17 protein-coding genes are annotated in these 23,638 nt (G+C 46.3%); 12 read left to right on the forward strand and 5 right to left on the reverse strand.

Features of this window, described 5'->3' with window-relative positions; all coding sequences use genetic code 11:
* Nucleotides 1-160: 160 nt before the first annotated feature.
* Nucleotides 161-1,597: a pyruvate kinase gene (pyk, locus tag ACXAH6_RS09525; RefSeq protein ID WP_474876431.1), complete on the reverse strand. Its 1,437-nt coding sequence runs from the start codon at nucleotides 1,595-1,597 to the stop codon at nucleotides 161-163.
* A gap of 412 nt (nucleotides 1,598-2,009) precedes the next feature.
* Nucleotides 2,010-2,861, reverse strand: a complete 852-nt coding sequence (locus tag ACXAH6_RS09530) for a MurR/RpiR family transcriptional regulator (RefSeq protein ID WP_474876432.1) — start codon at nucleotides 2,859-2,861, stop codon at nucleotides 2,010-2,012.
* A gap of 278 nt (nucleotides 2,862-3,139) precedes the next feature.
* Here ACXAH6_RS09530 and zwf point away from each other — a divergent pair, with 278 nt between their 5' ends.
* Genes zwf through ACXAH6_RS09555 form a run of 5 tightly spaced genes read left to right on the forward strand, consistent with a single transcriptional unit; the run spans nucleotide 3,140 to nucleotide 8,760 of the window.
* The gene (gene zwf / locus ACXAH6_RS09535) at nucleotides 3,140-4,633 is read left to right on the forward strand and encodes a glucose-6-phosphate dehydrogenase (RefSeq protein ID WP_474876433.1); all 1,494 of its coding nucleotides are present in this window, start codon (nucleotides 3,140-3,142) and stop codon (nucleotides 4,631-4,633) included.
* Nucleotides 4,634-4,636: 3 nt separating this feature from the next.
* Nucleotides 4,637-5,329 carry a 6-phosphogluconolactonase gene (gene pgl, locus ACXAH6_RS09540; RefSeq protein ID WP_474876434.1) on the forward strand — a complete coding sequence of 231 codons (693 nt, stop codon included), beginning with the start codon at nucleotides 4,637-4,639 and terminating at the stop codon, nucleotides 5,327-5,329.
* Nucleotides 5,330-5,338: 9 nt separating this feature from the next.
* Nucleotides 5,339-7,168: a phosphogluconate dehydratase gene (gene edd / locus ACXAH6_RS09545; protein WP_474876435.1), complete on the forward strand. Its 1,830-nt coding sequence runs from the start codon at nucleotides 5,339-5,341 to the stop codon at nucleotides 7,166-7,168.
* On the forward strand, nucleotides 7,165-8,118 hold the full coding sequence (locus tag ACXAH6_RS09550; RefSeq protein WP_474876436.1) for a glucokinase: 954 nt from the start codon (nucleotides 7,165-7,167) through the stop codon (nucleotides 8,116-8,118). The genes edd and ACXAH6_RS09550 overlap by 4 nt, the downstream gene beginning before the upstream one ends.
* 3 nt (nucleotides 8,119-8,121) lie before the next feature.
* Complete coding sequence (locus ACXAH6_RS09555; protein WP_474876437.1) at nucleotides 8,122-8,760, forward strand: bifunctional 4-hydroxy-2-oxoglutarate aldolase/2-dehydro-3-deoxy-phosphogluconate aldolase; 639 nt, start codon at nucleotides 8,122-8,124, stop codon at nucleotides 8,758-8,760.
* Nucleotides 8,761-8,853: 93 nt separating this feature from the next.
* On the opposite strand, the gene ACXAH6_RS09560 is transcribed toward ACXAH6_RS09555, so the two are convergent.
* Both ACXAH6_RS09560 and gap read right to left on the reverse strand, forming a co-directional pair.
* Nucleotides 8,854-9,696 (reverse strand): D-hexose-6-phosphate mutarotase, encoded by an 843-nt coding sequence (locus ACXAH6_RS09560; RefSeq protein WP_474876438.1) that lies wholly within the window; start codon nucleotides 9,694-9,696, stop codon nucleotides 8,854-8,856.
* A 95-nt stretch (nucleotides 9,697-9,791) separates the two neighbouring features.
* The gene (gene gap / locus ACXAH6_RS09565; RefSeq protein ID WP_474876439.1) at nucleotides 9,792-10,787 is read right to left on the reverse strand and encodes a type I glyceraldehyde-3-phosphate dehydrogenase; all 996 of its coding nucleotides are present in this window, start codon (nucleotides 10,785-10,787) and stop codon (nucleotides 9,792-9,794) included.
* 240 nt (nucleotides 10,788-11,027) lie between these two features.
* Between gap and malQ the strand changes: the two genes are divergently transcribed.
* From malQ to msrB, 5 genes are all read left to right on the forward strand, one after another.
* Entirely contained in the window at nucleotides 11,028-13,229 is a 2,202-nt protein-coding gene (malQ, locus tag ACXAH6_RS09570) for a 4-alpha-glucanotransferase (RefSeq protein WP_474876440.1), read from the forward strand.
* Between the two features lie 60 nt (nucleotides 13,230-13,289).
* Complete coding sequence (glgB, locus tag ACXAH6_RS09575) at nucleotides 13,290-15,470, forward strand: 1,4-alpha-glucan branching protein GlgB (protein WP_474876441.1); 2,181 nt, start codon at nucleotides 13,290-13,292, stop codon at nucleotides 15,468-15,470.
* A gap of 8 nt (nucleotides 15,471-15,478) precedes the next feature.
* Complete coding sequence (gene glgX / locus ACXAH6_RS09580; RefSeq protein ID WP_474876442.1) at nucleotides 15,479-17,566, forward strand: glycogen debranching protein GlgX; 2,088 nt, start codon at nucleotides 15,479-15,481, stop codon at nucleotides 17,564-17,566.
* A 180-nt stretch (nucleotides 17,567-17,746) separates the two neighbouring features.
* Nucleotides 17,747-19,294, forward strand: coding sequence for an NADP-dependent phosphogluconate dehydrogenase (gndA, locus tag ACXAH6_RS09585; protein WP_474876443.1), 1,548 nt, complete (start codon nucleotides 17,747-17,749; stop codon nucleotides 19,292-19,294).
* A 22-nt stretch (nucleotides 19,295-19,316) separates the two neighbouring features.
* Nucleotides 19,317-19,724, forward strand: coding sequence for a peptide-methionine (R)-S-oxide reductase MsrB (gene msrB / locus ACXAH6_RS09590; protein ID WP_474876444.1), 408 nt, complete (start codon nucleotides 19,317-19,319; stop codon nucleotides 19,722-19,724).
* 122 nt (nucleotides 19,725-19,846) lie between these two features.
* On the opposite strand, the gene ACXAH6_RS09595 is transcribed toward msrB, so the two are convergent.
* The gene (locus ACXAH6_RS09595; RefSeq protein ID WP_474876445.1) at nucleotides 19,847-20,689 is read right to left on the reverse strand and encodes a DUF2989 domain-containing protein; all 843 of its coding nucleotides are present in this window, start codon (nucleotides 20,687-20,689) and stop codon (nucleotides 19,847-19,849) included.
* A gap of 177 nt (nucleotides 20,690-20,866) precedes the next feature.
* On the opposite strand from ACXAH6_RS09595, the gene ACXAH6_RS09600 reads away from it, so the two are divergent.
* Both ACXAH6_RS09600 and ACXAH6_RS09605 read left to right on the forward strand, forming a co-directional pair.
* Nucleotides 20,867-22,312: a glyceraldehyde-3-phosphate dehydrogenase gene (locus ACXAH6_RS09600; RefSeq protein WP_474876446.1), complete on the forward strand. Its 1,446-nt coding sequence runs from the start codon at nucleotides 20,867-20,869 to the stop codon at nucleotides 22,310-22,312.
* A gap of 177 nt (nucleotides 22,313-22,489) precedes the next feature.
* A complete protein-coding gene (locus ACXAH6_RS09605; protein ID WP_474876447.1) occupies nucleotides 22,490-23,617 on the forward strand; it encodes a M14 family metallopeptidase in 1,128 nt (375 codons plus the stop codon).
* Nucleotides 23,618-23,638: the final 21 nt, after the last annotated feature.

Raw genomic sequence — 23,638 nt, forward strand, 5'->3', positions numbered from 1 at the left:
CTCGTATTGTTGTGGGGATTTTGGGGTTAGCATGGTGAACACTCCGAATTTCACTATGCCTATTAGATCAAAGCCCCAGACTTTCGTCTAGGGCTTTTTCAACAGTCTGAGGCCCATATCATATGGGCCTTTTCATAAAGCGTGAGCAAATACCGTTTGCTTATTCGACTTCTACAATTTTAAATGAGTTAGTCGCACCGATTGTTTCCATGCGCTCACCGTGAGTCAAAATAATGATGTCGCCAGATTCAACTTGATTATGCTCTTTCAACGTCGCGATGACATCGTTTTTCAGCTCGCCGGCCGCAACGTTTTGAGAATCAAAGTAGATAGGCTTAACACCGCGGTATAGCGCCATAGAGTTTAGCGTATCTTCATGGCGTGATAGGGCGATAATAGGCAACGAGGTAGTAATACGAGACATCAATTGTGGAGTGTTACCGCTCTCTGTTAAACCAACAATCGCTTTAACACCTGGCAAGTGGTTAGCCGCATAAACAGCAGACAATGCAACCGTTTCACTGACAGACGAGAATAAATCGTCCATACGGTGCTTCGACATTTTAATGCTTGGGTGAGTTTCTGCACCTTCACATACGCGCGCCATTGCTGCAACGGTTTCAACTGGGAAGTTACCTGCTGCTGTTTCTGCTGACAGCATTACCGCATCAGTACCGTCTAATACGGCGTTTGCCACGTCCATTACTTCGGCACGAGTTGGCATTGGGCTGTCGATCATCGACTCCATCATTTGTGTTGCTGTAATAACAACACGGTTTAGCTGACGAGAGCGTGCAATCAACTTCTTCTGTACGCCAACTAGCTCGGCATCGCCGATCTCTACGCCAAGGTCACCACGTGCTACCATTACTGCATCAGAAGCTCTGATGATATCGTCGATCGCGTCGTCAGTTGCTACCGCTTCCGCACGCTCTACTTTTGCACAAATCTTGGCATGGCAACCAGCGGCAACAGCCAGTTCACGAGCGTAGTCAAGGTCGGCGCCACTGCGAGGGAAAGACACAGCTAAATAGTCTACGCCAATTTCAGCAGCAGTAATGATGTCGCGCTTGTCTTTTTCAGTCAGCGCTTCGGCTGAAAGGCCACCACCTAAGCGGTTAATTCCTTTGTTGTTCGACAATTTGCCGCCAACAGTCACTTTCGTTAGTACTTTACGGCCTTCAACACCTGTTACCTGTAGTTGAATACGACCGTCGTCTAACAACAGAATATCGCCTTCAGCTACGTCGTCAGGCAACGCTTTGTAATCGATACCTACCTGAGTTGTGTCACCCGCGTCACGGTCAAGTTCCGCGTCTAGAGTAAAAGGAGCGCCAACATCAAGATGCACTGCGTTGTCTTGAAAACGCGCAACGCGAATTTTAGGGCCTTGCAAATCGCCTAAAATGGCTACGTACTTTCCTGCGTTCTTTGCTGCTTGGCGTACGCGCTTAGCGCGTTCGATATGGTCTTCAGCTTGACCATGTGAAAAGTTCATTCGCACTACGTTTGCACCAGCGCGGATGATTGCTTCAATCCGTTCTAGTGAGTCGGTTGCTGGCCCCAGTGTCGCCAAAATTTTAGTTCGTCGTGTCATAATGATTGTCGCTTAATCAGGTAGAGGAGTTTTGTCGCCAAAATGGCATTTATATAACAATATTTTTGCTTGTAATTACGTTTCGTAATTTTATTACAAAATACTAGTCTAAATTGACAAAATTGTGAATGCCCGATTAAAAAATAATGGCGAAGCTAAACTGTAATTTTTTTTGAAACCTTACGTTAAGGCAAACTAATTTTAACATAATATTTACCGTAAAAATTAGCCTATGTCGCTATAGACCTTGATTTATGTGGGTGAGTACAGTGAAAGTCACTGTGGTAATTTTGAAAGTTTACAACGAATTGTCATACAAATTGGAGTGAGAAGCCGTGTGAGTTTTTTAACTGTTCAGACCAGTTGGGCGGGTTGGCTGCCTAATTTGCAGCCAACGTATAGAGATTTTTAATTAATCGCCGCGTTTTTCAAAACGCGAGCCTCTGAGCGTGTCTTTAACGCGCTTGAGGTTTTCGCGGAACTTGTTGCCTCGTCTCAATGTAAACCCTGTGGCGAGAATATCGATCAAGGTCAATTGCGCGATACGCGACGCCATTGGCATGTACATGTCGGTATCTTCCGGTACTTCTAGCGACAACACGTAGTTGCATTCACGAGACAAGGGGCTGTCTGCAGACGTAATGCCGACGACAGTGGCGTCGTTACCACGCGCAATTTGTGCAATTTCGACCAAACTTTTGGTACGCCCGGTATGAGAAATCAGCACCACTACATCGCCAGAACCACAGTTCATACAGCTCATACGTTGCATTAGAATATCTTCAAAATACACAACGGGAACGTTGAATCTAAAGAACTTATTCAAAGCATCGTGAGCAACTGAAGCCGATGCGCCTAAGCCAAAAAATGAAATGCGTTGAGCCTGTGTTAATAGATCGACTACGCGATTGACTGAGGTTACACAAATCGATTGGCGTGCCACTTCCAGTGAGGCCATGGTCGATTCGAAAATTTTGTTTGTGTATTCCTCTGGACCGTCGCTTTCATCCACATGCCGGTTAACGTAAGGCGTACCATTTGCAAGGCTTTGCGCTAAGTGCAATTTGAAGTCAGGAAAGCCTTTCGTGTCTAACCGTCGGCAGAAACGATTCACCGTGGGTTCACTGACATCCGACATTTTCGCCAAGGTTGCTATACTCGAATGGATCGCAGTCTGAGGATTTGCGAGAATGACTTCCGCAACTTTACGTTCTGATTTGCTGAATGCTGTTTTATTTTGCGTTATTTTTTCAAGTATATTCATAGAGATAATAGTGTTTTCTAAATTACTGAGGGTACCGCTCGGTAAATATACTACTTAAAGTGACGCAAGTAACAAGAAAAATGTAATTTTTTGACATATGCCCGTCATATTCGTCTGGGGTGTAAATTAGCCTCATGAATAGCAAATATAGGGCATACAGAAGTTGTAATTTTACTACATTTGTTGTTAACTATTGGTAACAACAAGGCCGGATTTGGTGTTGATGCCTCAACTCAATCCATACACCAGCTACCTATAAGCTAAGAAGGTCGACAAAAATGGTAATGGACAATTCTTTTGAACCCTGTGATTTCGTACTATTCGGAACCAAGGGGGATCTGTCTCGACGCAAACTTTTACCCTCTCTTTATCAGTTAGAAAAAGCTGAACTGATTCATGCAGACACACAAATTATTGGTGTTGCTCGTCAAGCATTGAGTGACGAAGAATATGTCACTGAAGTGCGCGGTAACTTGGAAGAGTTTGCCGGCGAGACAATTTGCGAAGCTACATGGGAGCGTTTATCTGCTCGCCTTAAGTATGCGCAAATCGATATGAAAGACCAAAGCAGCTACGCTGTATTAGAGCAAGCGGTTAATCCTGACCGCACTATGGTGTGCTACTTAGCTACGCCTCCCTCTATTTATGGTGACATTTGTCGTGGCTTGCACAGTTGCAACATTATTGATTCAAGCGTGCGTTTGGTACTTGAAAAACCAATCGGTCACGACTTGCAGTCGTCTATGGTGATCAATAACCAAGTTGCTGAGTACTTCCACGAGAGCCAAATTTATCGTATTGACCACTATTTAGGTAAAGAGACGGTTCTCAACCTAATTGCGTTGCGTTTCGCTAACTCTATTTTCGCAACTAACTGGGATCACAACTGCATCGACCACGTGCAAATTACGGTTGCAGAGTCTGTAGGTATTGAAGGGCGTTGGGGCTATTTTGACGATGCAGGTCAAATGCGCGACATGGTTCAAAACCACTTGCTACAAATTTTGAGTTTGGTAGCAATGGAACCGCCTGCAAACCTGAATGCCGACTCTATTCGAGACGAAAAGCTGAAAGTATTGCGTGCTCTGCGCCCAATTAACTCAAGTAATATCGCTGAGAAAACAGTGCGCGGTCAATACACGTCTGGATTCGTGAAGGGCAAAGAAGTGCCTGGATACCTCGAAGAAGAAGATGCGAACACGCGTAGTAAAACAGAAACGTTTGTTTCTATACGTGCAGATATCGATAACTGGCGTTGGGCGGGTGTGCCTTTCTATCTTCGCACCGGTAAGCGTTTGCCAACCAAAGTGAGTGAAGTGGTAATCTACTTCAAGCGTCAGCCGCATAACTTATTCGGCGACAGCTTTAAAAACTTGCCACCAAATAAATTGGTTATTCGCCTACAGCCTGATGAAGGCGTAGAAGTTACCGTAATGAACAAAGTACCAGGTTTAACCAGCTCTGGTTCAATGGACTTGCAGAAATCTAAGCTTAACTTGAGTTTCTCTGAAGCGTTTAACGAAGAGCGTATTCCAGATGCATACGAGAAGTTGTTGCTAGAAGTGATGTTGGGTAACCAAGCGTTGTTCGTACGTCGCGATGAAATTGAACAAGCATGGACTTGGGTAGACTCAATTCTCGAAGCATGGAAAGCCACCAATGAAGCACCTGAGCCTTACCAGGCAGGTACTTGGGGTCCAGTCGACTCTATTGGTTTGCTGGCGCGCGCTGACCGTAGCTGGTATGAAAGTCGTACAACGAAGAAGAAGTAACTGATGGCACTCATCAAATCTATTTATGAAAATGCAGACGCGTTGACGTCTGCATTTGCTGAAAAGTTAGTCGCAATCCTTGAAAACGGGATAGCGGAAAACGGACGTGCAAGTTTAGTTGTAAGCGGCGGCCGTACACCGGTTGCTTTGTTCCAACAACTGAGCAATGCAGATGTAGAGTGGGCTAAAGTGGATGTTACGCTTGCTGATGAGCGTTGGGTTGACGAAACCGACGATGCAAGTAACACCAAGTTAGTGAAAACACATTTGATCCAAAATAAGGCAGCGGCCGCGAATTTTGTTGTCATGAAAACCCCACAAGACAACGCCGAAAACGCAGTCGAAGAAGTAGAAGCCTTAATTGCTGGGATGGCGCAGCCATTTGACGCGCTCATTCTTGGGATGGGCGAAGACGGGCACACAGCCTCTTTATTTCCTTGTTCAGCGCAATTAGTTGCGGGATTGGATATGGAAAGCGGGCGCACGTGTATCGCTACTCAACCCACTACTGCGCCCCATCAACGCATGTCTTTGACATTGCCTGCGTTGTTAAACAGTAAAAATATTTTCCTGCACCTAACAGGCGAAAAGAAGATGCAGGTACTCGACGATGCGGTGGCCAATGCCGCAGAGACAGAGAAGCCGATTACAGCAGTGATTAACCGAGCGCCGGTTACACTGATGTGGGCACCCTAGGAGGCCAAGATGAATTCACAGATACAAGAAGTTACTCAGCGTATTATTGAGCGCAGTCGTGACACCCGTAAGGCATACCTTGATAAAATAGAGAGTGCGCGTGCCCAAGGGCCACACCGAGGTGTGTTGTCATGCGGTAACTTGGCGCATGGTTTTGCGGCGTGCGGAAGCGAAGACAAAGCTGACTTGCGCAGCATGACCAAAGCGAATGTGGCGATTATTTCAGCCTACAACGATATGTTGTCAGCGCACCAACCTTACGAAACTTACCCTGACATTATTCGACAAGCGGTACGTGAAGTTGGCAGTGTTGCACAGTTTGCTGGCGGTGTACCTGCAATGTGTGACGGTGTAACGCAAGGTACGCCAGGTATGGACTTGAGCTTATTGAGTCGTGATGTTATCGCCATGAGCACCGCGGTTGGCTTGTCACACAATATGTTTGATAGTGCGCTAATGCTCGGTATCTGTGACAAAATTGTCCCCGGATTACTGATTGGCTCTTTGAGTTTCGGCCATTTGCCCACTGTTTTTGTTCCTGCTGGACCTATGCCTTCTGGCTTGCCTAACAAAGAAAAAGCCCGTGTGCGTCAAGAGTATGCGCAAGGAAAAGTAGGGCGCAAAGAGCTGTTAGAAGCAGAATCACAGTCTTATCACTCTGCGGGTACATGTACTTTCTACGGTACTGCTAACAGTAACCAACTTGTTGTTGAAGTCATGGGCCTACACTTACCGGGTTCTTCGTTTGTTAACCCCGGTACTGAGCTTCGAGACGCATTGACCAAGGCTGCGGCGGTTCAAGCCACACGTTTAACCGATTTGGGTGACAACTATACGCCAATTGGTCATGTGGTTGACGCTAAATCAATAGTAAATGGCTTGGTAGCGTTACTCGCTACAGGTGGTTCTACTAACCACACTATGCACTTAATTGCGGTGGCTAGAGCGGCTGGTTACATCGTGACTTGGGACGATTTCTCAGATATTTCAAACGCCGTTCCTTTACTTACGCGTATTTACCCTAATGGCTCTGCTGATATTAACCATTTTGTCGCTGCAGGCGGTATGTCGTTGTTGTTCAAAGAGTTGTTAGATGCAGGTTTGGTGCACAACGACGTTAAAACGATTTGTGGTGACGGCCTTGAGCGCTATACCAAAGAACCCGTACTACGCGACGGCGAGTTGGAGTGGCGCGATGGTCCAACAGAATCACTCGACAAAGAAGTCGTTGCCAGTGTTGCGACACCGTTTAAACCAGATGGTGGCCTGAGTGTACTCAATGGCAACTTAGGTCGTGCAGTGATCAAAACATCATCTCTTCCTGAGCCTAATTGTCACATTAAAGCGCCCGCGGTTGTATTTGAAGACCAGTTTGAGCTTGACGTAGCGTTTAAGTCAGGTGAGCTAGACAAGGATTGTATCGTTGTTGTGCGCTTCCAAGGGCCGGCCGCTGTTGGTATGCCGGAACTGCATCGATTAACGCCACCTCTAGGTGTATTACAAGATCGTGGATACAAAGTGGCGCTCGTTACCGACGGTCGAATGTCAGGGGCATCTGGTCGTGTACCGGCTGCTATTCACGTAACACCGGAAGCCTATAAAGGCGGTCTACTAGCCAAAGTAAAAACGGGTGACATTGTCGAGCTAGACACGTCAACCGGGTCGTTAAAACTGTGGGTAGATGACGCAGAGCTAGATTCTCGAGAAGCTGCTGTTGCCAATCTTAGCCAACATCAAAACGGCATGGGCCGAGAAATGTTTGGTGGCATGCGCGGTGTGATTACGGGCGCTGAAGAAGGTGCGTGTACGTTATTTTATACGCAGGAGCATAGTGCATGAGTGCATACTTCGTTGCAGATGTTGGCGGCACGAACATCCGTGTAGCCACAATTACTGAAGATGGATTGTCTGATATTCGCAAATATTTGTGTGCGGATTACGCCAGCATTGACCTTGCGCTTTTACAATACTTTCGCGATAGCGCTGTAAAGTCTTTCACTGCTGGCTGCATTGCTATTGCTTGTCCGGTAACGGGCGACGAAGTGTCAATGACCAACCACAGTTGGGCATTTTCGCAACAAGCATTAAAAGAACAATTGAAGCTAGAAAGCTTATACGTCATCAACGATTTCACTGCGGTGGCGCACTCACTCCCTGTGTTAAAGGACGATCAATTAATTCAAATTGGTCATGGAACTAGCCAAGAAGGCGGTAATGTTGTTGTGTTTGGCCCAGGTACAGGCCTAGGCGTTGAACACATGACAATCACAGACAAAGGCTGGCAAACCCTCGATGGTGAGGGTGGGCATGTTGACTTTGCCCCAGTTGATGAAACTGAAATTGTGATTTGGCGTTACCTGCAAAAGCACCATGATCGCGCTTCTGCCGAAGATGTGATGAGTGGCCGTGGCTTACTTAATATTTACTTGGCTTTGAGTGAACACGCGGGCCAAGCAGTTAAGTTTTCTGACCCTGCTGATATTACCGCGAATGCGTTATCAGGAGAGTGCGAAATCTGTGTTGCTGCGCTAAATCAGTTCTGCCGCATAATGGGTAGTTTTGCTGGTAATTTAGCACTCAACCTTGCCACAACGGGTGGTGTTTTTGTGGGTGGTGGCATCGCCAGCCGTTTTACTGATTTCTTGTTGCACAGTGATTTTAGAGCGCGTTTCGATGCGAAAGGCCGAATGAAACACTACGTAAAAGATATCCCAACTTATTTAATCGCTGAGCCTGATCACGGATTATTAGGGGCTGCAGCGTATTTGAAACAACAGACTGCGAGTTAAAACATGACGAATTGGAAATATTCACCCGCCGAAATTTTTGCTGCAGGTCCAGTAGTACCCGTACTTGTAATAGACGATTTAGACGCTGCTGTTCCTTTAGCTAAAGCCTTAATGGCTGGCGGTATCAAGGTATTGGAAGTGACCTTACGTACTCCAGTTGCTTTAGACGTAATTAAGAAGATTGCTCAAGAAGTGCCTGACGCGTTAATTGGCGCAGGTACAGTAACCAACGCACAGCAGTTAAAAGCTGTGATCGAAGCGGGTGCTAAATTTGCTATCAGTCCTGGTATGACCGATGACTTGTTGAAAGCAGGCGCAGAGGCTGACATTCCGCTAATTCCAGGTATTTCTTCAATCTCTGATCTGATGAAAGCGAAAGACGCAGGTTATACGCACCTTAAGTTCTTCCCTGCTGAAGCTTCTGGCGGCGTAAAAGCGATTAAATCGATCAGTGGTCCTTTCCCTGATACCGTATTTTGTCCTACAGGCGGCATTAGCCCAGCTAACTACAATGACTATCTAGCGCTTAACAGTGTGCGTTGTGTGGGTGGTTCATGGTTGGCACCAGATGATGCCATTGCTGCGGGCGATTGGGACCGCATCACGCAATTAGCGAAAGAGGCAGTTGCTGGCGTAAAATAAAGCCAGTTAACCTCGCTTGCTAAAAAGCCGGTAAATGTGCTCACTGTGTGGGCTCACGTTACCGGCTTTTTTTGTGTCGTATGGTGTGGTGCTCTAACCTATGACTTGGGTAAGCGTGTGTGTGGCTTTAGGCTCAAGCGTACAACCATTCGTGATAGCAGTTTCAACACACAGCATATGTCGATAGCCAAATGGGTCCATATCTGCAATGTTCGCCGCACTTTGCCAAGGGTTCCATACCACCATGCTGTCATGTCCAAGAGAATCAACGACAGTTTTACCCTCTGCCTGCTCAATTTCAACGCGCGCAGGCGCACATTGGTGAATGCGATCAGTCTCTGTATGGAATGTATAAGGCACAGGGGCTGACTTTTCTAACCAACGATCAAGCTTATCTTTATAGGGGCCATCTACGCCAATGAGGGTAGTGTGATGGATATCTGCCACGTTAAAATAAGTATGAAGAGCACTGTTAAAGGTTATTGGGGCGTCTCCGAGGTTTGTGGTTTCTAACGACACACTTAACGTATCGCCAACCAGCAACGTGAGACTAACGTCGGTGTCGTACTCAAAACCGTCGCCTTTGCTGGTTTCTGGGTGCAGGGTAATTGCTGTTGTACCCTGGTTCTCTGTCGCAGCCCCGATTGTCCATGTTTGCGTGCGTAAAAAGCCGTGAGAGGGCAAAGCGCCTTTTTCCTGACCGTGATCATCACTGAACCACGGCCAACACAACGGAATACCCCCTCGAATGGGTTTCTTCCCTGTTAAAATGGCATGAGGGCTTACCCAGAGACGCTCTCGGTTGTCTTTTTTAGGTTTGAAAGATAAGACATGCGCGCCAAACAAACTGATTTCACAGGTCGCTTTTTCATTGTCAATAAGAAGGACTTCAATGCCTTCTTTTTGGTATTTGGTAATTGATGAAGGAAAGGTCATAGTATCTCCCTGAATAATCACACAGTATCGACCTTACAGATAAAAAAAAGGTGCACTTTTGTGCACCTTATAATAATACTGATGTGCTAAACGTATTATTTACTGATATGTTGTACCAGATCCAATACTTTATTTGAGTAGCCCCACTCGTTATCGTACCAAGACACAACTTTAATGAAGGTGTCAGTGAGTGCGATACCAGCGGTAGCATCAAAGATGCTGGTCTTTGATTCGCCAATAAAGTCATTAGAAACAACCGCATCTTCAGTGTAACCTAAAATGCCTTTAAGCTCGCCTTCAGACGCAGCTTTCATTGCTGCACAAATTTCTTCGTACTTAGCAGGTTTTGCTAGGTTAACTGTTAGGTCAACAACAGAAACGTTTGGCGTAGGTACGCGGAAAGCCATACCTGTCAACTTGCCGTTTAGGGCAGGGATAACTTTACCCACTGCTTTAGCCGCGCCTGTTGATGAAGGAATGATATTCTGGCCAGCACCACGACCACCACGCCAATCTTTAACAGATGGACCGTCAACGGTTTTCTGTGTTGCAGTTGTTGCGTGAACAGTGGTCATCAAGCCATCAACGATACCGAAGTTGTCGTTTAGTACTTTCGCCAGTGGTGCAAGACAGTTAGTGGTACATGACGCGTTAGATACGATGGTTTGACCTTCGTAGCTATCGTGGTTCACACCCATAACGAACATTGGTGTGTCGTCTTTAGATGGAGCAGACATGACGACTTTTTTCGCACCAGCTTCAAGGTGCTTGCTTGCTGTTTCTTTAGTTAGGAACAAGCCAGTTGATTCAACAACTACGTCTACGTCAACTTCGTTCCATTTTAAGTTAGCAGGGTCGCGCTCAGAAGTGACACGAATGGTTTTGCCGTCTACGATCAACGCTCCGTTGTCAACTTTGATATCAGCATCAAAGGTGCCGTGAGTTGAATCGTACTTTAACAAATATGCAATATAATCTGGGTCTAACAGGTCATTGATAGCAACCACTTCTAGGTCTGAGCGAGTTGCTGCAGCGCGCATTACCAGTCGGCCGATACGTCCAAAGCCGTTGATACCGATGCGAATTGTCATAACATGCCTCGTAATCGTGTTGTGTGTGATAGAAATGAAAAAATATTACGTAAAGTATGGATCAAAATGGCATAATTGGCAAAGCTTAATCCACTTTATGTTGCAAAATTACAAAAAACGTCTATTGCAAACGTATTCAGTTTCGCAAAGTCGATAGTTAAACAATAATGTTAAAAATTTGTTCGGTTACAGGCGAATGACGATCTCATTTGCAACTATTTAATAAGCAGGAACCAGTGAATGACGAATAACGTGCTGCAAAAGCTTGTGGAAATGCGAGGCATCGAAACTCACTACGTTGACGCGTGGGGCAAGCCAGCGACAATTGCAGAAACAAGTAAAGCGAAACTACTTGAAGTGTTGGGCTACGACACGAGCAACGAGGCTGCAATGGCAGCTCAACTTGCCGTAGAAGCAGAGCACTTTTGGGTATCTAAACTCGATCCAGTGAGTGTGTTTCGCACTGGCGATGAACAACACATTGCCTTGCGTTTACCGATTGAACTAGCAAACGACAAGTTTGCGTTAACGGTTACAACTGAGCAAAACGAGGTGTTTAAGCACACTTTCGTGCCAGTTGATGAAAACCTAGTGAATGCGGGTGAACTCGAGGGTGTTGAGTTTCAGGAATACCTAATTACACTGCCTTTTGAACTTGAGTTAGGCTATCACGACTTGGTGCTCACTAAAGCTAGAGGTAAGAAGCCATTGGCTTCTTCGCGGCTCATTGTTGCGCCTAAAGCTTGTTATATTCCAGAGACTATTGCCCAAGGTAAAAAAATCTGGGGTCTCAGTGTTCAGTTATACTGCGTACGCAGTGAAAACAACTGGGGAATTGGTGACTTCTCCGATTTGAGTTTACTGGTAGAGAAAGCCGCCGCAGAAGGTGCTGATTTCATTGGCTTGAACCCTATTCACGCCTTGTATCCTGCTAATGCAGATACATGTAGCCCTTATGGCCCTTCGTCGCGTCGCTGGTTGAATTATTTGTACATTGACGTTGCCAACATCGCGGGTTTTAACGCTAAATCTGTACAAGCCGTAGTAAACGCCGACGAGTTTCAACAAAAGTTACAGCACGCCCGCGCGGTTGAGTACGTAGATTACGCCACCGTAGCTGAACTTAAGTTAGCCGCACTCAACGCGGTGTTTGAAGTGTACTCGCAACAATACTTTGTCGCGGACACTCCTGAAAAAGCCGCATTCGAACAATTTGTTGAAGCAGGCGGAGAGAGCTTAGATATGCTTTGTGTTTACGATGCTATCCAAGCGTCGTTAAAAGTAGAAGATAAACCTGCCTGGGGCTGGCCTGTCTTCCCTGAATCACTCAACGAATACCATAAGCCAGACGTAAAAGCCTTTGCTAAGGCCAACGCCGATCGCGTGCGTTTTTATCAATTTCTACAATGGCAAGCCGCAGAGCAGTTAAAGCAAGCCAGCGATAAAGCTGATGCAGCGGGCATGCAAATAGGTTTGTACCGCGATTTAGCGGTAGGCGTAAGTGAAGGCAGTGCAGAAATTTGGGGTAATCGAGACTTGTATTGCACCGATGCCAGTGTGGGAGCGCCACCTGATATTCTTGGTCCTTTGGGACAAAATTGGGGCTTGCCTCCAATGGACCCCAAAAAACTTTATGAGCAGCAGTATCAACCCATTATTGATTTGTTTGCTTCTAATATGGAGTCGTCTGGTGCACTGCGTATTGACCATGTCATGGCGCTATTGCGTTTGTGGTGGGTGGTGAAAGGTGACCATGCCAAAGACGGTGGATATGTGTATTACCCAGTTGATGATCTGCTAGCTATTTTGGCGCTGGAAAGTCATCGTCACCAGAGTTTAGTCATTGGCGAAGATTTAGGCACGGTTCCCGACGAAATTCGAGAACAATTGGCGGATAACGGCGTGTACTCCTATCGCGTGTTCTTTTTTGAGCAAGCGGAAGACGGCGGTTTTTACTCGCCGAGCCATTATCCGGTTCAGTCTATGTCGACACTGACAACCCATGATATGCCAACGTTAATCGGGTTTTGGCATTGTCTGGATTTGGAGTTGGGCAAAGAGCTTGGACTTTATCCCACTGATGAAATACTCAGTGTGCTGTATCAAGATCGCCACGAAAATAAACAAGCGATACTCGACACTTTGCACGGCCATCACTCTGTTGATGACAGTGTGGGCAGAGACGTAAACTATACCGGAATGAGCAAAAATCTTAACTATGGCATGCAAATACATATGGCAGGAGGCTCTAGTGCTCTGCTAAGCTTGCAGTTAGAAGATTGGTTGCAGATGGACAAACCAGTCAATATTCCGGGTACGTTTACTGAATATCCTAACTGGCGACGCAAGTTAAGTCGCAACCTAGAAGAGATATTTGCAGACCAAGAAATTATGCAATTGGCACATCAATTGACCTCTCGCCGTCAACAAGCCAGTCAGTAACCCCCTCGATGTCGTGCTGGTAGCCACGCTCCCGTGGCTACCAAGATGTAGGAGTACACCATGCACAGTAAATGGGAACTAGCTGAAGCTCGCTGCGCTTCACCTTTTTCAATTTTAGGCGCTCACCATTCAGAACAAGGGGCAGTGGTTACCAGTTGGCATCCGACTGCGTCTCGTGTACAAGTGAAATTGCGTGGGCGTGATGAAATACTCGCTGAACTCGCGTTGCAATCTGACGAAGGTCTTTTTTCTGGCGCTGTACCAGGGTTAAGCGAAGCGAGCATTTACGTTCTCAATGTGCAAGTTAACAATGAATGGCACGAGGTTATAGACCCCTATCAATTTAGTGAGCAAGCGTTTCACGCTGTGCATTTTATTGATCATCAACCGCAAAATTTGTATCGCCAAGGCGGTGCTCAATTGATCACGCTGGAAGCAGAAGGGGAGGCGATCGCCGCGACGCGATTTGCAGTTTACGCGCCGAATGCAGCCGCCGTTTCTCTTATCGGCGACTTCAATCAATGGGACGGCCGCAGTCATCCCATGCAAAAGACTGACCTAGGGTTTTGGGTGTTGGTGGTGCCAGAGTTAGGTGCTGGCGAACGATACAAGTATCAAATAAAAGATGCTCAAGGCCATGATTTACCTCATAAGGCCGACCCGCTCGGGTTTCACGCTGAGCAATATCCGTCTCACGCATCCAAAGTCTATGACCACTCGGTGTATCAGTGGCACGATGCTGCGTGGATGCAGCGAGAGCAGACACAAGTGTATCAACAGCCAATGGCAATTTATGAGGTACATCTTGGCTCTTGGAAACGTCCAGAGGCTGATGCAGAACAGCGATATTTGAGCTACCGTGAATTGGCCGATGACCTTATCCCTTATGTGAAAGAGATGGGGTACACACACCTCGAACTCATGCCTGTATCTGAGTATCCATTTGACGGCTCTTGGGGCTATCAACCGGTTGGGCTATTCGCGCCCACGAGCCGATACGGTGACCCTGATGAATTTAAGCACTTTGTGGATCAATGCCACCAAGCTGGAATCGGTGTGATTATTGATTGGGTTCCAGCACACTTTCCTGAAGATGGCCATGGTTTGGCACGCTTTGATGGTAGCCACGTGTATGAATACGACGACCCGCGCAAGGGATGGCATCCTGATTGGAATTCGTGCATTTACGACTTTGGCAAACAAACGGTTCGACAGTTTTTGGTCGCTAATGCGCTGTTTTGGCTAGAGCATTTTCATATCGATGGCTTACGCGTAGATGCTGTCGCTTCGATGCTATACCTCGATTATTCCCGCAATGACGGAGAATGGATCCCCAATGTCGACGGTGGTAACGAAAATTACGAAGCCATTAGCCTGCTGCGCTGGATGAACGAAGAAGTGTACAAACACTTCCCCCATGCGATGACGATTGCGGAAGAGTCCACGTCGTTTCCGAAAGTGTCTCGCCCCGTTTTTGACGGCGGTTTAGGCTTTGGGTTCAAGTGGAATATGGGGTGGATGCATGACTCATTGCACTATATTCAAAAAGACCCCGCATACCGGCATTATCATCATGGTGAAATGACATTTAGTATGGTTTATGCCTTTGATGAAAATTTTGTGTTACCGATTTCGCACGATGAAGTGGTGCACGGAAAAGGCAGTTTAATTGGTAAAATGCCGGGTGACGAATGGCAACAAGCCGCTAATCTTCGTGCGTATGCGGGTTTCATGTATGGGCACCCGGGTAAAAAATTGAATTTTATGGGTAATGAACTTGCGCAATCTCGTGAGTGGAACCATGATGCAAGTTTAGATTGGCACCTTTTGGAATATGATAAACACAAAGGCGTGCAATCGTTGTATAAAGCGTTGAATCAGTGTTATGTTAAGTACCCAGCGCTACACGAGCTCGACCATAGTCAGGACGGTTTTGGTTGGATTGATCACGAAAACGCAGAGCAAAGTGTTATTTCCTTTGTGCGTAAATCAAAAGATCAACGTCAAAAGGTGTACGTCATTTGCAACCTGACACCCGTGCCGAGAGAACACTTCCGTATGGGCGTGCAAGATGCCGGCAACTATCGCTTATTGCTTAATACTGACGACAAACAGTATTGGGGGAGTGGTTATCCTGTATCTGAGCGTGTCTCATCAACAGCCAAGCCATGGAATCATCAACCAGATTCAATTGTCTTGAATCTACCACCATTGGCAACGCTGTTCATTATTCATGAATAGGAGATTGCGTGGATACGCAAGCCAATTTGTCAACTAGCCTGACTGTTACTAACGGTGCGCCTTATCCTCTAGGCGCTACTATTGATGACAATGGCTGCAATTTTTCTGTGTACAGTCCTGATGCGAGGGCTGTTATCCTTTGTCTTTTTCATTCCGATACCGAAGAAACCCTCGAAGAGTTCGTGTTACCAGCCAAAACAGGCTATGTATGGCATGCGTATGTGAAAGGGGTGAAGCCCGGTCAGCTTTATGGTTATCGCGTAGAGCGGGGTGAAAGCCAATTACTCAGCGTACCCACAGATAAACTACTCATCGACCCTTATGCTAAAAAGCTCAGTCGTCCACTGTGTTGGAATGAACGCCAATACCACGGTGACAGCCAATTTATGGTGGCAAAAAGCGTAGTGGTTGATGAAGCGGCCTATGCTCGACCCCGTCATCCCAGACCGGTAATAGAAAAACACCAGCGTATTATTTACGAAACCCATGTCAAAGGTCTCACTAAATTACACCCGGATGTGCCAAAAGCGCAGCAAGGAAAATATCTGGGCGCGTCTCACGCCAGTGTTGTTAAACACCTAACAGACTTAGGTATAACGACAGTGCAACTAATGCCGATTGCGGCTTTTATGCCCGAGCCCTACATTACGGGTAAAGGCATGACCAACTATTGGGGCTACAACCCCATAAACTTCTTTGCGCCAGAGCCTCGCTATGCAGAGAAAGACGCCATAGAAGAATGTATTCAAATGGTCGAAGGCTTTCATGAAGCAGGACTGGAAGTGATCGTTGATGTTGTGTTTAACCACACTGCCGAAGGCGGTAAAGGCGGCCCAATATTATCATTTAAAGGCTTGACCCCATTTAGAGCGTATTTGATGGAACAAGCCTCTGACGGTTCGTTGGCTTATAGTAATCACTCGGGATGTGGCAATACTTTCCACACCGCACAGCCTGTGATGATGACCCTTATCATGGACGCCATGCGTTATTGGGTAGAAGTGATTGGCGTTGATGGATTCCGTTTTGACCTTGCGCCTTGCCTTGGGCGTGACCCACAACAGTTTAATAGCAACGCGGGGTTGCTTCGCGCAATCGACCAAGACCCAGTATTGCGACATCGGGTGCTGGTTGCTGAGCCTTGGGATATAGGCCCAGGTGGATATCAGTTAGGGGCGTTTCCCATCAGTTGGTTAGAATGCAACGATAAATATCGCGATACCGTGCGCGCTTTTTGGCGTGGTGATCACGGGTTAACGGCTGATTTTGCCACGCGTTTGATGGGCTCGCGCGATGTGTTTCCGAAGAAGCGTAGACATCCGAATACGTCGGTTAACAATGTTACTTACCACGACGGTTTCACGTTGCAAGATTTAGTTAGCTATGAACAACGTCATAATGAGGCCAATGGTGAAAACAATCGCGATGGTCATGGTCACAACTTATCGCGGAATTACGGTGAAGAAGGTGACACCAAAGACACGAAAATTATTGCCGTTCGAGAACGTCAAAAGCGCAATTTGTTCACCACGCTGATTCTATCGCAGGGCACGCCCCATGTGTTAGGTGGAGATGAGTTAAGTCGATCTCAGCAAGGCAATAACAATGCCTATTGCCAAGACAATGAAATGAGCTGGGTCGATTGGCGAATGGACAAACGAAAACAGGATTTCCTGACATTCTGTCAACGGGTGATCGCGCTGCGCCAAGAGAGTCAATTGTTGTCTAATTTATTGCTTGAAGACGACAGTTTTGTGTTAACGCCCAATGTTGCTTCGGTGCATTGGTACAAGGCGGACGGTTCATATAAGGCATCAAAAGATTGGCAGGAACAACACAATCAGGCTTTTGCGCTGGAAATTCGTGGTGTTGCAGATGCGGGCACTGAGAAAGAACACTGGTTGTTGTGTTTCAATGCCAGCGAGAACGATGTGCGTTTCCACATTCCCGTGTTGTCACCGAGAGGAGGGTGGGAATTGGTGTTGGACACCCGTTACCCGTCGGTAGATGACCAGCCTCAAATATGCATGCAACACATGTTTATGCAGGCATCACAGAGTATAGCTGTGTTCCGATATAGTGAGTATTCGTTCTAATTTTCGCCACTTACTGTTGTAAGTGGCGCATTCATGACTATCTATTTGTCGTACAAATAGGTAATTTAACGCGTTTTTTCGCATTCTATTCTCATCCTTTGAAAAAATTCCTGATAAGGACTTTTCATTGTATTAGCGAGTGGTATTATTCGCGACCATCAAATAATAAGGTGTACTTTCATGCAAAGAGAAGATGGCAACGTTGGGGCAAACAAGCCTTGCGATATTGGTTTTATTGGTTTGGGTGTGATGGGTAAAAACCTAACACTGAACTTAGCCGATAATGGATACAAGATCGCTTGTTTCGATCTCGACCAGGAAAAGATTGATGCCATCGTCACTCAAGATGAAAAAGAGCGCGGTGACAAACCCGCTCGCGTCGTTCCGTGTTCTACATATCAAGCTTTGCTTGAGCAGCTAGACGGCCCTTCTATTATCATTCTTTCGGTGCCTGCGGGTAAGCCTGTTGAAATTGTATGTCAAAACTTGATTGATGCAGGTATTAGCAAAGACGATGTTGTTATTGATACTGGTAACAGCCTATGGACTGACTCGGTTGAACGAGAAGCCCAATACAAAGACAACTTTATATTCTTTTCAACAGCCGTATCTGGTGGTGAAGTGGGCGCGCGTTTTGGACCGTCACTGATGCCGTCAGGCGACAAGGCTGCGTGGTCTCGTATTGAGCCTGTTCTTACTGCTATTGCCGCTAAAGTTGACCCTGAAACAGGTTTGCCAATCGAATCTAGTACGCCTGGTCAGCCGGTAACGGAAGGGGAGCCTTGCGCAACCTACATTGGTCCTATTGGTGCTGGCCATTATGTAAAAATGGTACACAACGGTATTGAATATGCCGATATGCAATTGATTTGCGAAACCTATCAGGTTATGCGTGATGCGTTGGGTATGGCGCCAGCTGACATTGCTCAAGTATTTCGTAATTGGAACAAAGGGCCGCTCAACAGCTATTTGATTGAAATTAGTGCTGAGGTGTTAGAGCAGCTAGATCCAGAGACAAAAGTGCCACTTGTTGATGTCATCGTGGATAAAGCGGGTCAAAAAGGTACAGGCTTGTGGACGGCCGTGAGTGCGTTGCAAGTGGGCAGCCCTGCTCAAACTATCGCAGCCGCCGTGTTTGCCCGTTCGTTGTCTAGCCTCAAAGACGAACGCGTGAAAGCCAGCGAAAAATTAGCTGGGCCAGCTCGTGTTGAGATGTCTGATGCCGACAAGGCAACGGCAATCAAACAGCTTGAAAATGCTCTGTATTGCTCAAAGATTTGTGCTTATGCGCAAGGCTTCCAATTGATGGATATTGCAGCAAAAGAGCAAGGCTGGGATCTTGATTTTGCCGAAATCGCCAAAATTTGGCGCGCAGGGTGTATTATTCGTGCTGTATTTTTACAGTCGATCACTCAGGCTTATCAAAACAATCCTTCACTCGATAATTTGTTGGTTGACCCTTATTTTGTCGAGCAGATTGCTAAGTACCAAGCTGATTGGCGTCAATCTGTTGCGCAGGCAACGATCGCGGGTATTCCCGTGCCTGCAATGATGGCTTCATTGAGTTATTTTGACGCTTATCGCACAGCAGTATTACCGGCTAACCTTTTACAAGGTCAGCGTGACTTCTTCGGCGCTCACACGTTTGCGCGCTTAGACAAAGCAGCTGACGAAAAGTATCACGTAGAATGGAGTGATCCAGCGCGTCCGCTTGTCACTATCAAGTAACAAGGCTAACGAGGGGAATTCGATGACGACAACGGATAAAAATTGGCAACAGACACTGTCTGACGAAGAGTATCGCGTTTGTCGTTTATCGGGGACTGAGCGTCCGTTTACTGGAATATTACTCGACGAAGCTCGTTCCGGTGAGTACGTGTGTAAATGCTGCGAAGCGCCGTTGTTTGGTGCGGACGCCAAGTTCGAGTCTCATTGTGGGTGGCCTTCCTTCCATTCACAAACTGATCATGACAACGTGGGCTATCGTCACGATAACAGTCACGGCATGCAGCGTATAGAAATATACTGTAAGCAATGCGAAGCTCATTTGGGGCATGTATTTAACGATGGGCCTGCACCGACAGGGCAGCGTTATTGCGTTAATTCAGTGTCATTGTCTTTCAAGCCGGAAGGCGAGGCGACACTCATCAAAGGTTAACCCTGTTCAATCGGCTGATTTATCACCGAGCTAATGGGCATTTCTGCTGCTTATAATGAAAAAAGTCGTATTTTTGAAAAAAAATACGACTTTTTTTGTTGAAACAAAATTTCAGTTTGGGCCTACAAACGGTCAATACCTAACTGCTTTGCATCAAAATCTTCACTCTCTAGTGCACTGACAATATCGGCTGCAAGCTCGTCCAACAAGTCGACAGGTAGCGCATATTTGTTGGCTAAATAAACCTGTGTTTGTTCGTCTACACTGCTGTCAAAATGATTCGCTACAGCAGACCACACGTAAGCCATTTTGTAATTTTCTTTATCTATGTTTACCGTCGTCAAACTGGTGAATATTTCTTTATCTATGTCGTCAGAATCTTGGTAAAGCGAAAGGGCTTTAAACAAGGTATTTTGAGTACGCTGATAGTCTTGCTTGTATTGAATACTCGCCAGTGCGATAAGCTCTTCCGGGGTGTTTAATTTACCTGTATTAGCGGCGTTTAAGAACAGCTTAAGGGCATCCTTATGACCAAATCGCGACCATTGATAATACGCTAATAGCGGATAGGTAGACTGGCGAGTAGCTAAGGCAAGTTTGTGCAGTTCTCGCTGAGCGGTCAACACGCCTTTCATACGACCGCCTTCTTTTTCTCGGTATTTAATGTGGCGAATACCCGACGCTTTGACGATACAGGTTTCGTAGGTTTCCCAGAGCAACATCATGCGATAGGTGGCATCAGGGTCGTCATCGCCTTCGTATCGATATCGATGTTTGATGATCTCTGCTTTTTCTGCCCGACACCAGTTGTCGGGGTTTAAATCAGTACACATCTCACTATTTTTATTACAGATTTCAGCTACGCTCGGCTCAAACCAATCACCACATCCTGCCAGCTGACTGAGTGTTACTCCCAACACACACGCTTTTGCAATAGTTGTGGAAAAATTACCAAATAATCGCATTTTATTACCGCTCAAAATTGATTTTCTGAAAGTTTTCAACAATTTGGTGTTCCCTTATTGTTCTTTTAGAATGGCGCCCGACAAGTCTGAGGAGCCATATGCTCACCTAGTGTACCCTAACTTGGCCCATCATGACGCACTCAAATGAAAACCCTATGAAACATTGAAGGCAAAAGCATGAACCAAACGTTTGAGCAAGAATTGCAAAGTAGCTGGCAAGAACGCCAAGAATACGCAGAAATGATGCTACCACTGATCGGTAAATTATATCGAAATCATGCGGTAGAAATCTCTGTGTATGGTCGCGAATTGTTGAATGCAAGTGCGATCGACGTAATCAAAGCTCATCGTAAAGTACGATTACACGAAGGGATCAAACTTCGTTTGCGCGAGAGCTATCCAATTTTAGAAGCGCTGAGCAAAATGAATTTAGCGCCAGCCCAAATTGATATAGGCAAACTCGCTTTCGATTTTCATTACGGGGCGGCGGTTGACCAAACAGATCTGCAAGCTTACCTAGATGACAAACTAGCAATGGTGGCAAACAAAGCCGATGAACAGGCGCCACAAGACGTTGTACTTTATGGTTTCGGTCGAATTGGACGTCTGTTGGCTCGTTTGATGATTGAGCGCCAAGGCAAACAAAACAAGCTGCGTTTACGTGCGATCGTGGTGCGTGGTGGTAAAGATGGCGACCTTGAAAAGCGCGCGAGTTTATTGCGCCGAGATTCTGTTCATGGCCCATTTAATGGCAGTATCACGGTTGACCACGAGCAAAACGCGCTCAAAGCCAATGGCTCTTTTATTCAAGTGATTTACGCGAACAGTCCTGATGAGGTTGACTATACTCAGTATGGCATCGACAACGCCATTGTGGTTGATAACACGGGTATGTGGCGTGATGAAGCCGGTTTGTCACAGCACTTAAAAGCCAAAGGAACCAGCAAAGTACTTTTGACCGCACCCGGTAAAGGCGATATCAAAAATATTGTACATGGTGTTAATCACGGCGATATATCACCTGAAGACAAGATTCTGTCGGCGGCTAGTTGTACTACGAATGCCATTACACCTGTGCTGAAGGCGCTGGATGAAGAATATGGCATTGAAAGTGGCCACGTTGAGACCGTACACTCATTCACCAACGACCAAAACCTCATTGATAATTATCACAAAGCTGATCGTCGCGGACGCAGTGCACCGTTGAATATGGTAATTACTGAAACAGGGGCGGCGAAAGCGGTATCAAAGGCCTATCCACAGTTAGCGGGTAAACTTACGGGCAACGCAATTCGCGTACCCACCCCGAACGTGTCGTTGGCCATATTGAATCTGAATGTGGGTAAACCGGTCGATAAACTCACCATTAATGAGTTTTTGCGTGATAAAGCACTCTTTTCTGAATTGCAGCACCAAATTGACTATACCTCGTCGAAGGAAATTGTATCTACAGATTTGGTTGGCTCTCGAGCTGCATCTATCGTTGACTCTCAAGCAACGATTGCGGCAGACAACCGCATGACCTTGTATGTGTGGTACGACAATGAGTTTGGTTATAGTTGCCAGGTAATGCGCGTTGTGCGAGATATGGCTGGGGTAACTTTCCCAAGCTTGCCTGTGTAAGGTTTATACAATCTTTCGCTAGGTTGTGAGCCGGTATCCTTGTGGGTGCCGGCTTTTTTGTACAGGCTTTGTTACCAATTTCGACAATTAACTGATTAAACGCTCCGAAGTACAATAGAATTTGCCCTATTGGTTATGATAAATTAACCCGCAAATAACAACACGAACTCACGAACGATGCAGATATCCAGTCAATTTGACAGTGGCAACATCCAAGTTGTGCGCGCGACAGATCCAACCGACATCCAACTTACGATTAATAAAGACAACCAGTCTGACTTTTATCAATGGTTTCATTTCCGCCTCTACAGTGAAGCTTTTGTAGAGCACAAATTAACTATCACTGACCTAGAAAAGTCAGCGTATCCAAAAGGGTGGGAAGGGTACGATGTACTCGCCTCCTACGACAGAAAAGAATGGTTCAGAGTCGACAGCGACTTTACCGGAAACGACCTCTCTTTCTCGCTCACCCTCGAACAACCCATTGTTTACTTCGCCTACTTTATTCCCTACAGCTACGAACGCCACCTTGATTTGGTCAGTGATGCGCAAATGGCACCTGATTGTAACGTTGAATTGTTAGGGCAAACCCTAGACGGCCGAGACATGCATTTATTGGTGGTGGGTGAGCCATCAGAAGAGAAAAAGGCAATTTGGATAACAGCTCGTCAGCATCCTGGTGAAACCATGGCTGAGTGGTGTGCAGAAGGTTTAATTAACCGATTACTCGACACTCAAGACGGTTTGAGCAGAGAACTACTCGAACAAGCCGTTTTTTATATCGTCCCCAATATGAACCCAGATGGGTCAGCACGCGGTCACTTGCGCACTAATGCTGTCGGGGTGAACCTGAATCGCGAGTGGGCGACGCCGAGTTTGGAAAAAAGCCCAGAAGTATTTTTCGTATTGAATAAGATGAAAGAGACTGGCGTGGATATGTACCTCGACTTACACGGCGACGAGGCTCTACCATACAACTTCGTGGCAGGCAGTGAAGGTATTCCTGCTTATTCTCCGCGCCTTCAATCGCTAGAAGATTTGTTTAAACAAACCTTACTTGCAGTGACACCAGAGTTTCAAGATGAATTTGGTTACGCTAAGGACGAACCGGGCAAAGCGAATTTAACCGTTGCTTCTAATGCAGTGGGGCAACAATTCGATTGCTTAGCGTACACCTTCGAAATGCCATTTAAAGATAATAATAATCTACCAGACCCCGTTTACGGCTGGTCTGTACAGCGCTGTTTGCAACTTGGTGAGGATTTACTGGTCGCAACCCGTGCCGTAGTATCAAAGTTACGCTAACAACAATAACAAGCGATAATA

This window comes from Alteromonas sp. ABE4_545, from assembly GCF_056161325.1.

Excerpts from the sequence above, each read along its gene's own strand:
- ACXAH6_RS09595 (WP_474876445.1), bottom strand. The coding sequence starts at position 20,689 with ATGCGATTATTTGGTAATTTTTCCACAACTATTGCAAAAGCGTGTGTG.
- ACXAH6_RS09555 (WP_474876437.1), top strand. The coding sequence starts at position 8,122 with ATGACGAATTGGAAATATTCACCCGCCGAAATTTTTGCTGCAGGTCCA.
- malQ (WP_474876440.1), top strand. The coding sequence starts at position 11,028 with ATGACGAATAACGTGCTGCAAAAGCTTGTGGAAATGCGAGGCATCGAA.
- pgl (WP_474876434.1), top strand. The coding sequence starts at position 4,637 with ATGGCACTCATCAAATCTATTTATGAAAATGCAGACGCGTTGACGTCT.
- zwf (WP_474876433.1), top strand. The coding sequence starts at position 3,140 with ATGGTAATGGACAATTCTTTTGAACCCTGTGATTTCGTACTATTCGGA.
- glgB (WP_474876441.1), top strand. The coding sequence starts at position 13,290 with ATGCACAGTAAATGGGAACTAGCTGAAGCTCGCTGCGCTTCACCTTTT.
- msrB (WP_474876444.1), top strand. The coding sequence starts at position 19,317 with ATGACGACAACGGATAAAAATTGGCAACAGACACTGTCTGACGAAGAG.
- gndA (WP_474876443.1), top strand. The coding sequence starts at position 17,747 with ATGCAAAGAGAAGATGGCAACGTTGGGGCAAACAAGCCTTGCGATATT.
- ACXAH6_RS09600 (WP_474876446.1), top strand. The coding sequence starts at position 20,867 with ATGAACCAAACGTTTGAGCAAGAATTGCAAAGTAGCTGGCAAGAACGC.
- edd (WP_474876435.1), top strand. The coding sequence starts at position 5,339 with ATGAATTCACAGATACAAGAAGTTACTCAGCGTATTATTGAGCGCAGT.
- pyk (WP_474876431.1), bottom strand. The coding sequence starts at position 1,597 with ATGACACGACGAACTAAAATTTTGGCGACACTGGGGCCAGCAACCGAC.
- ACXAH6_RS09550 (WP_474876436.1), top strand. The coding sequence starts at position 7,165 with ATGAGTGCATACTTCGTTGCAGATGTTGGCGGCACGAACATCCGTGTA.
- ACXAH6_RS09605 (WP_474876447.1), top strand. The coding sequence starts at position 22,490 with ATGCAGATATCCAGTCAATTTGACAGTGGCAACATCCAAGTTGTGCGC.
- gap (WP_474876439.1), bottom strand. The coding sequence starts at position 10,787 with ATGACAATTCGCATCGGTATCAACGGCTTTGGACGTATCGGCCGACTG.
- ACXAH6_RS09560 (WP_474876438.1), bottom strand. The coding sequence starts at position 9,696 with ATGACCTTTCCTTCATCAATTACCAAATACCAAAAAGAAGGCATTGAA.
- ACXAH6_RS09530 (WP_474876432.1), bottom strand. The coding sequence starts at position 2,861 with ATGAATATACTTGAAAAAATAACGCAAAATAAAACAGCATTCAGCAAA.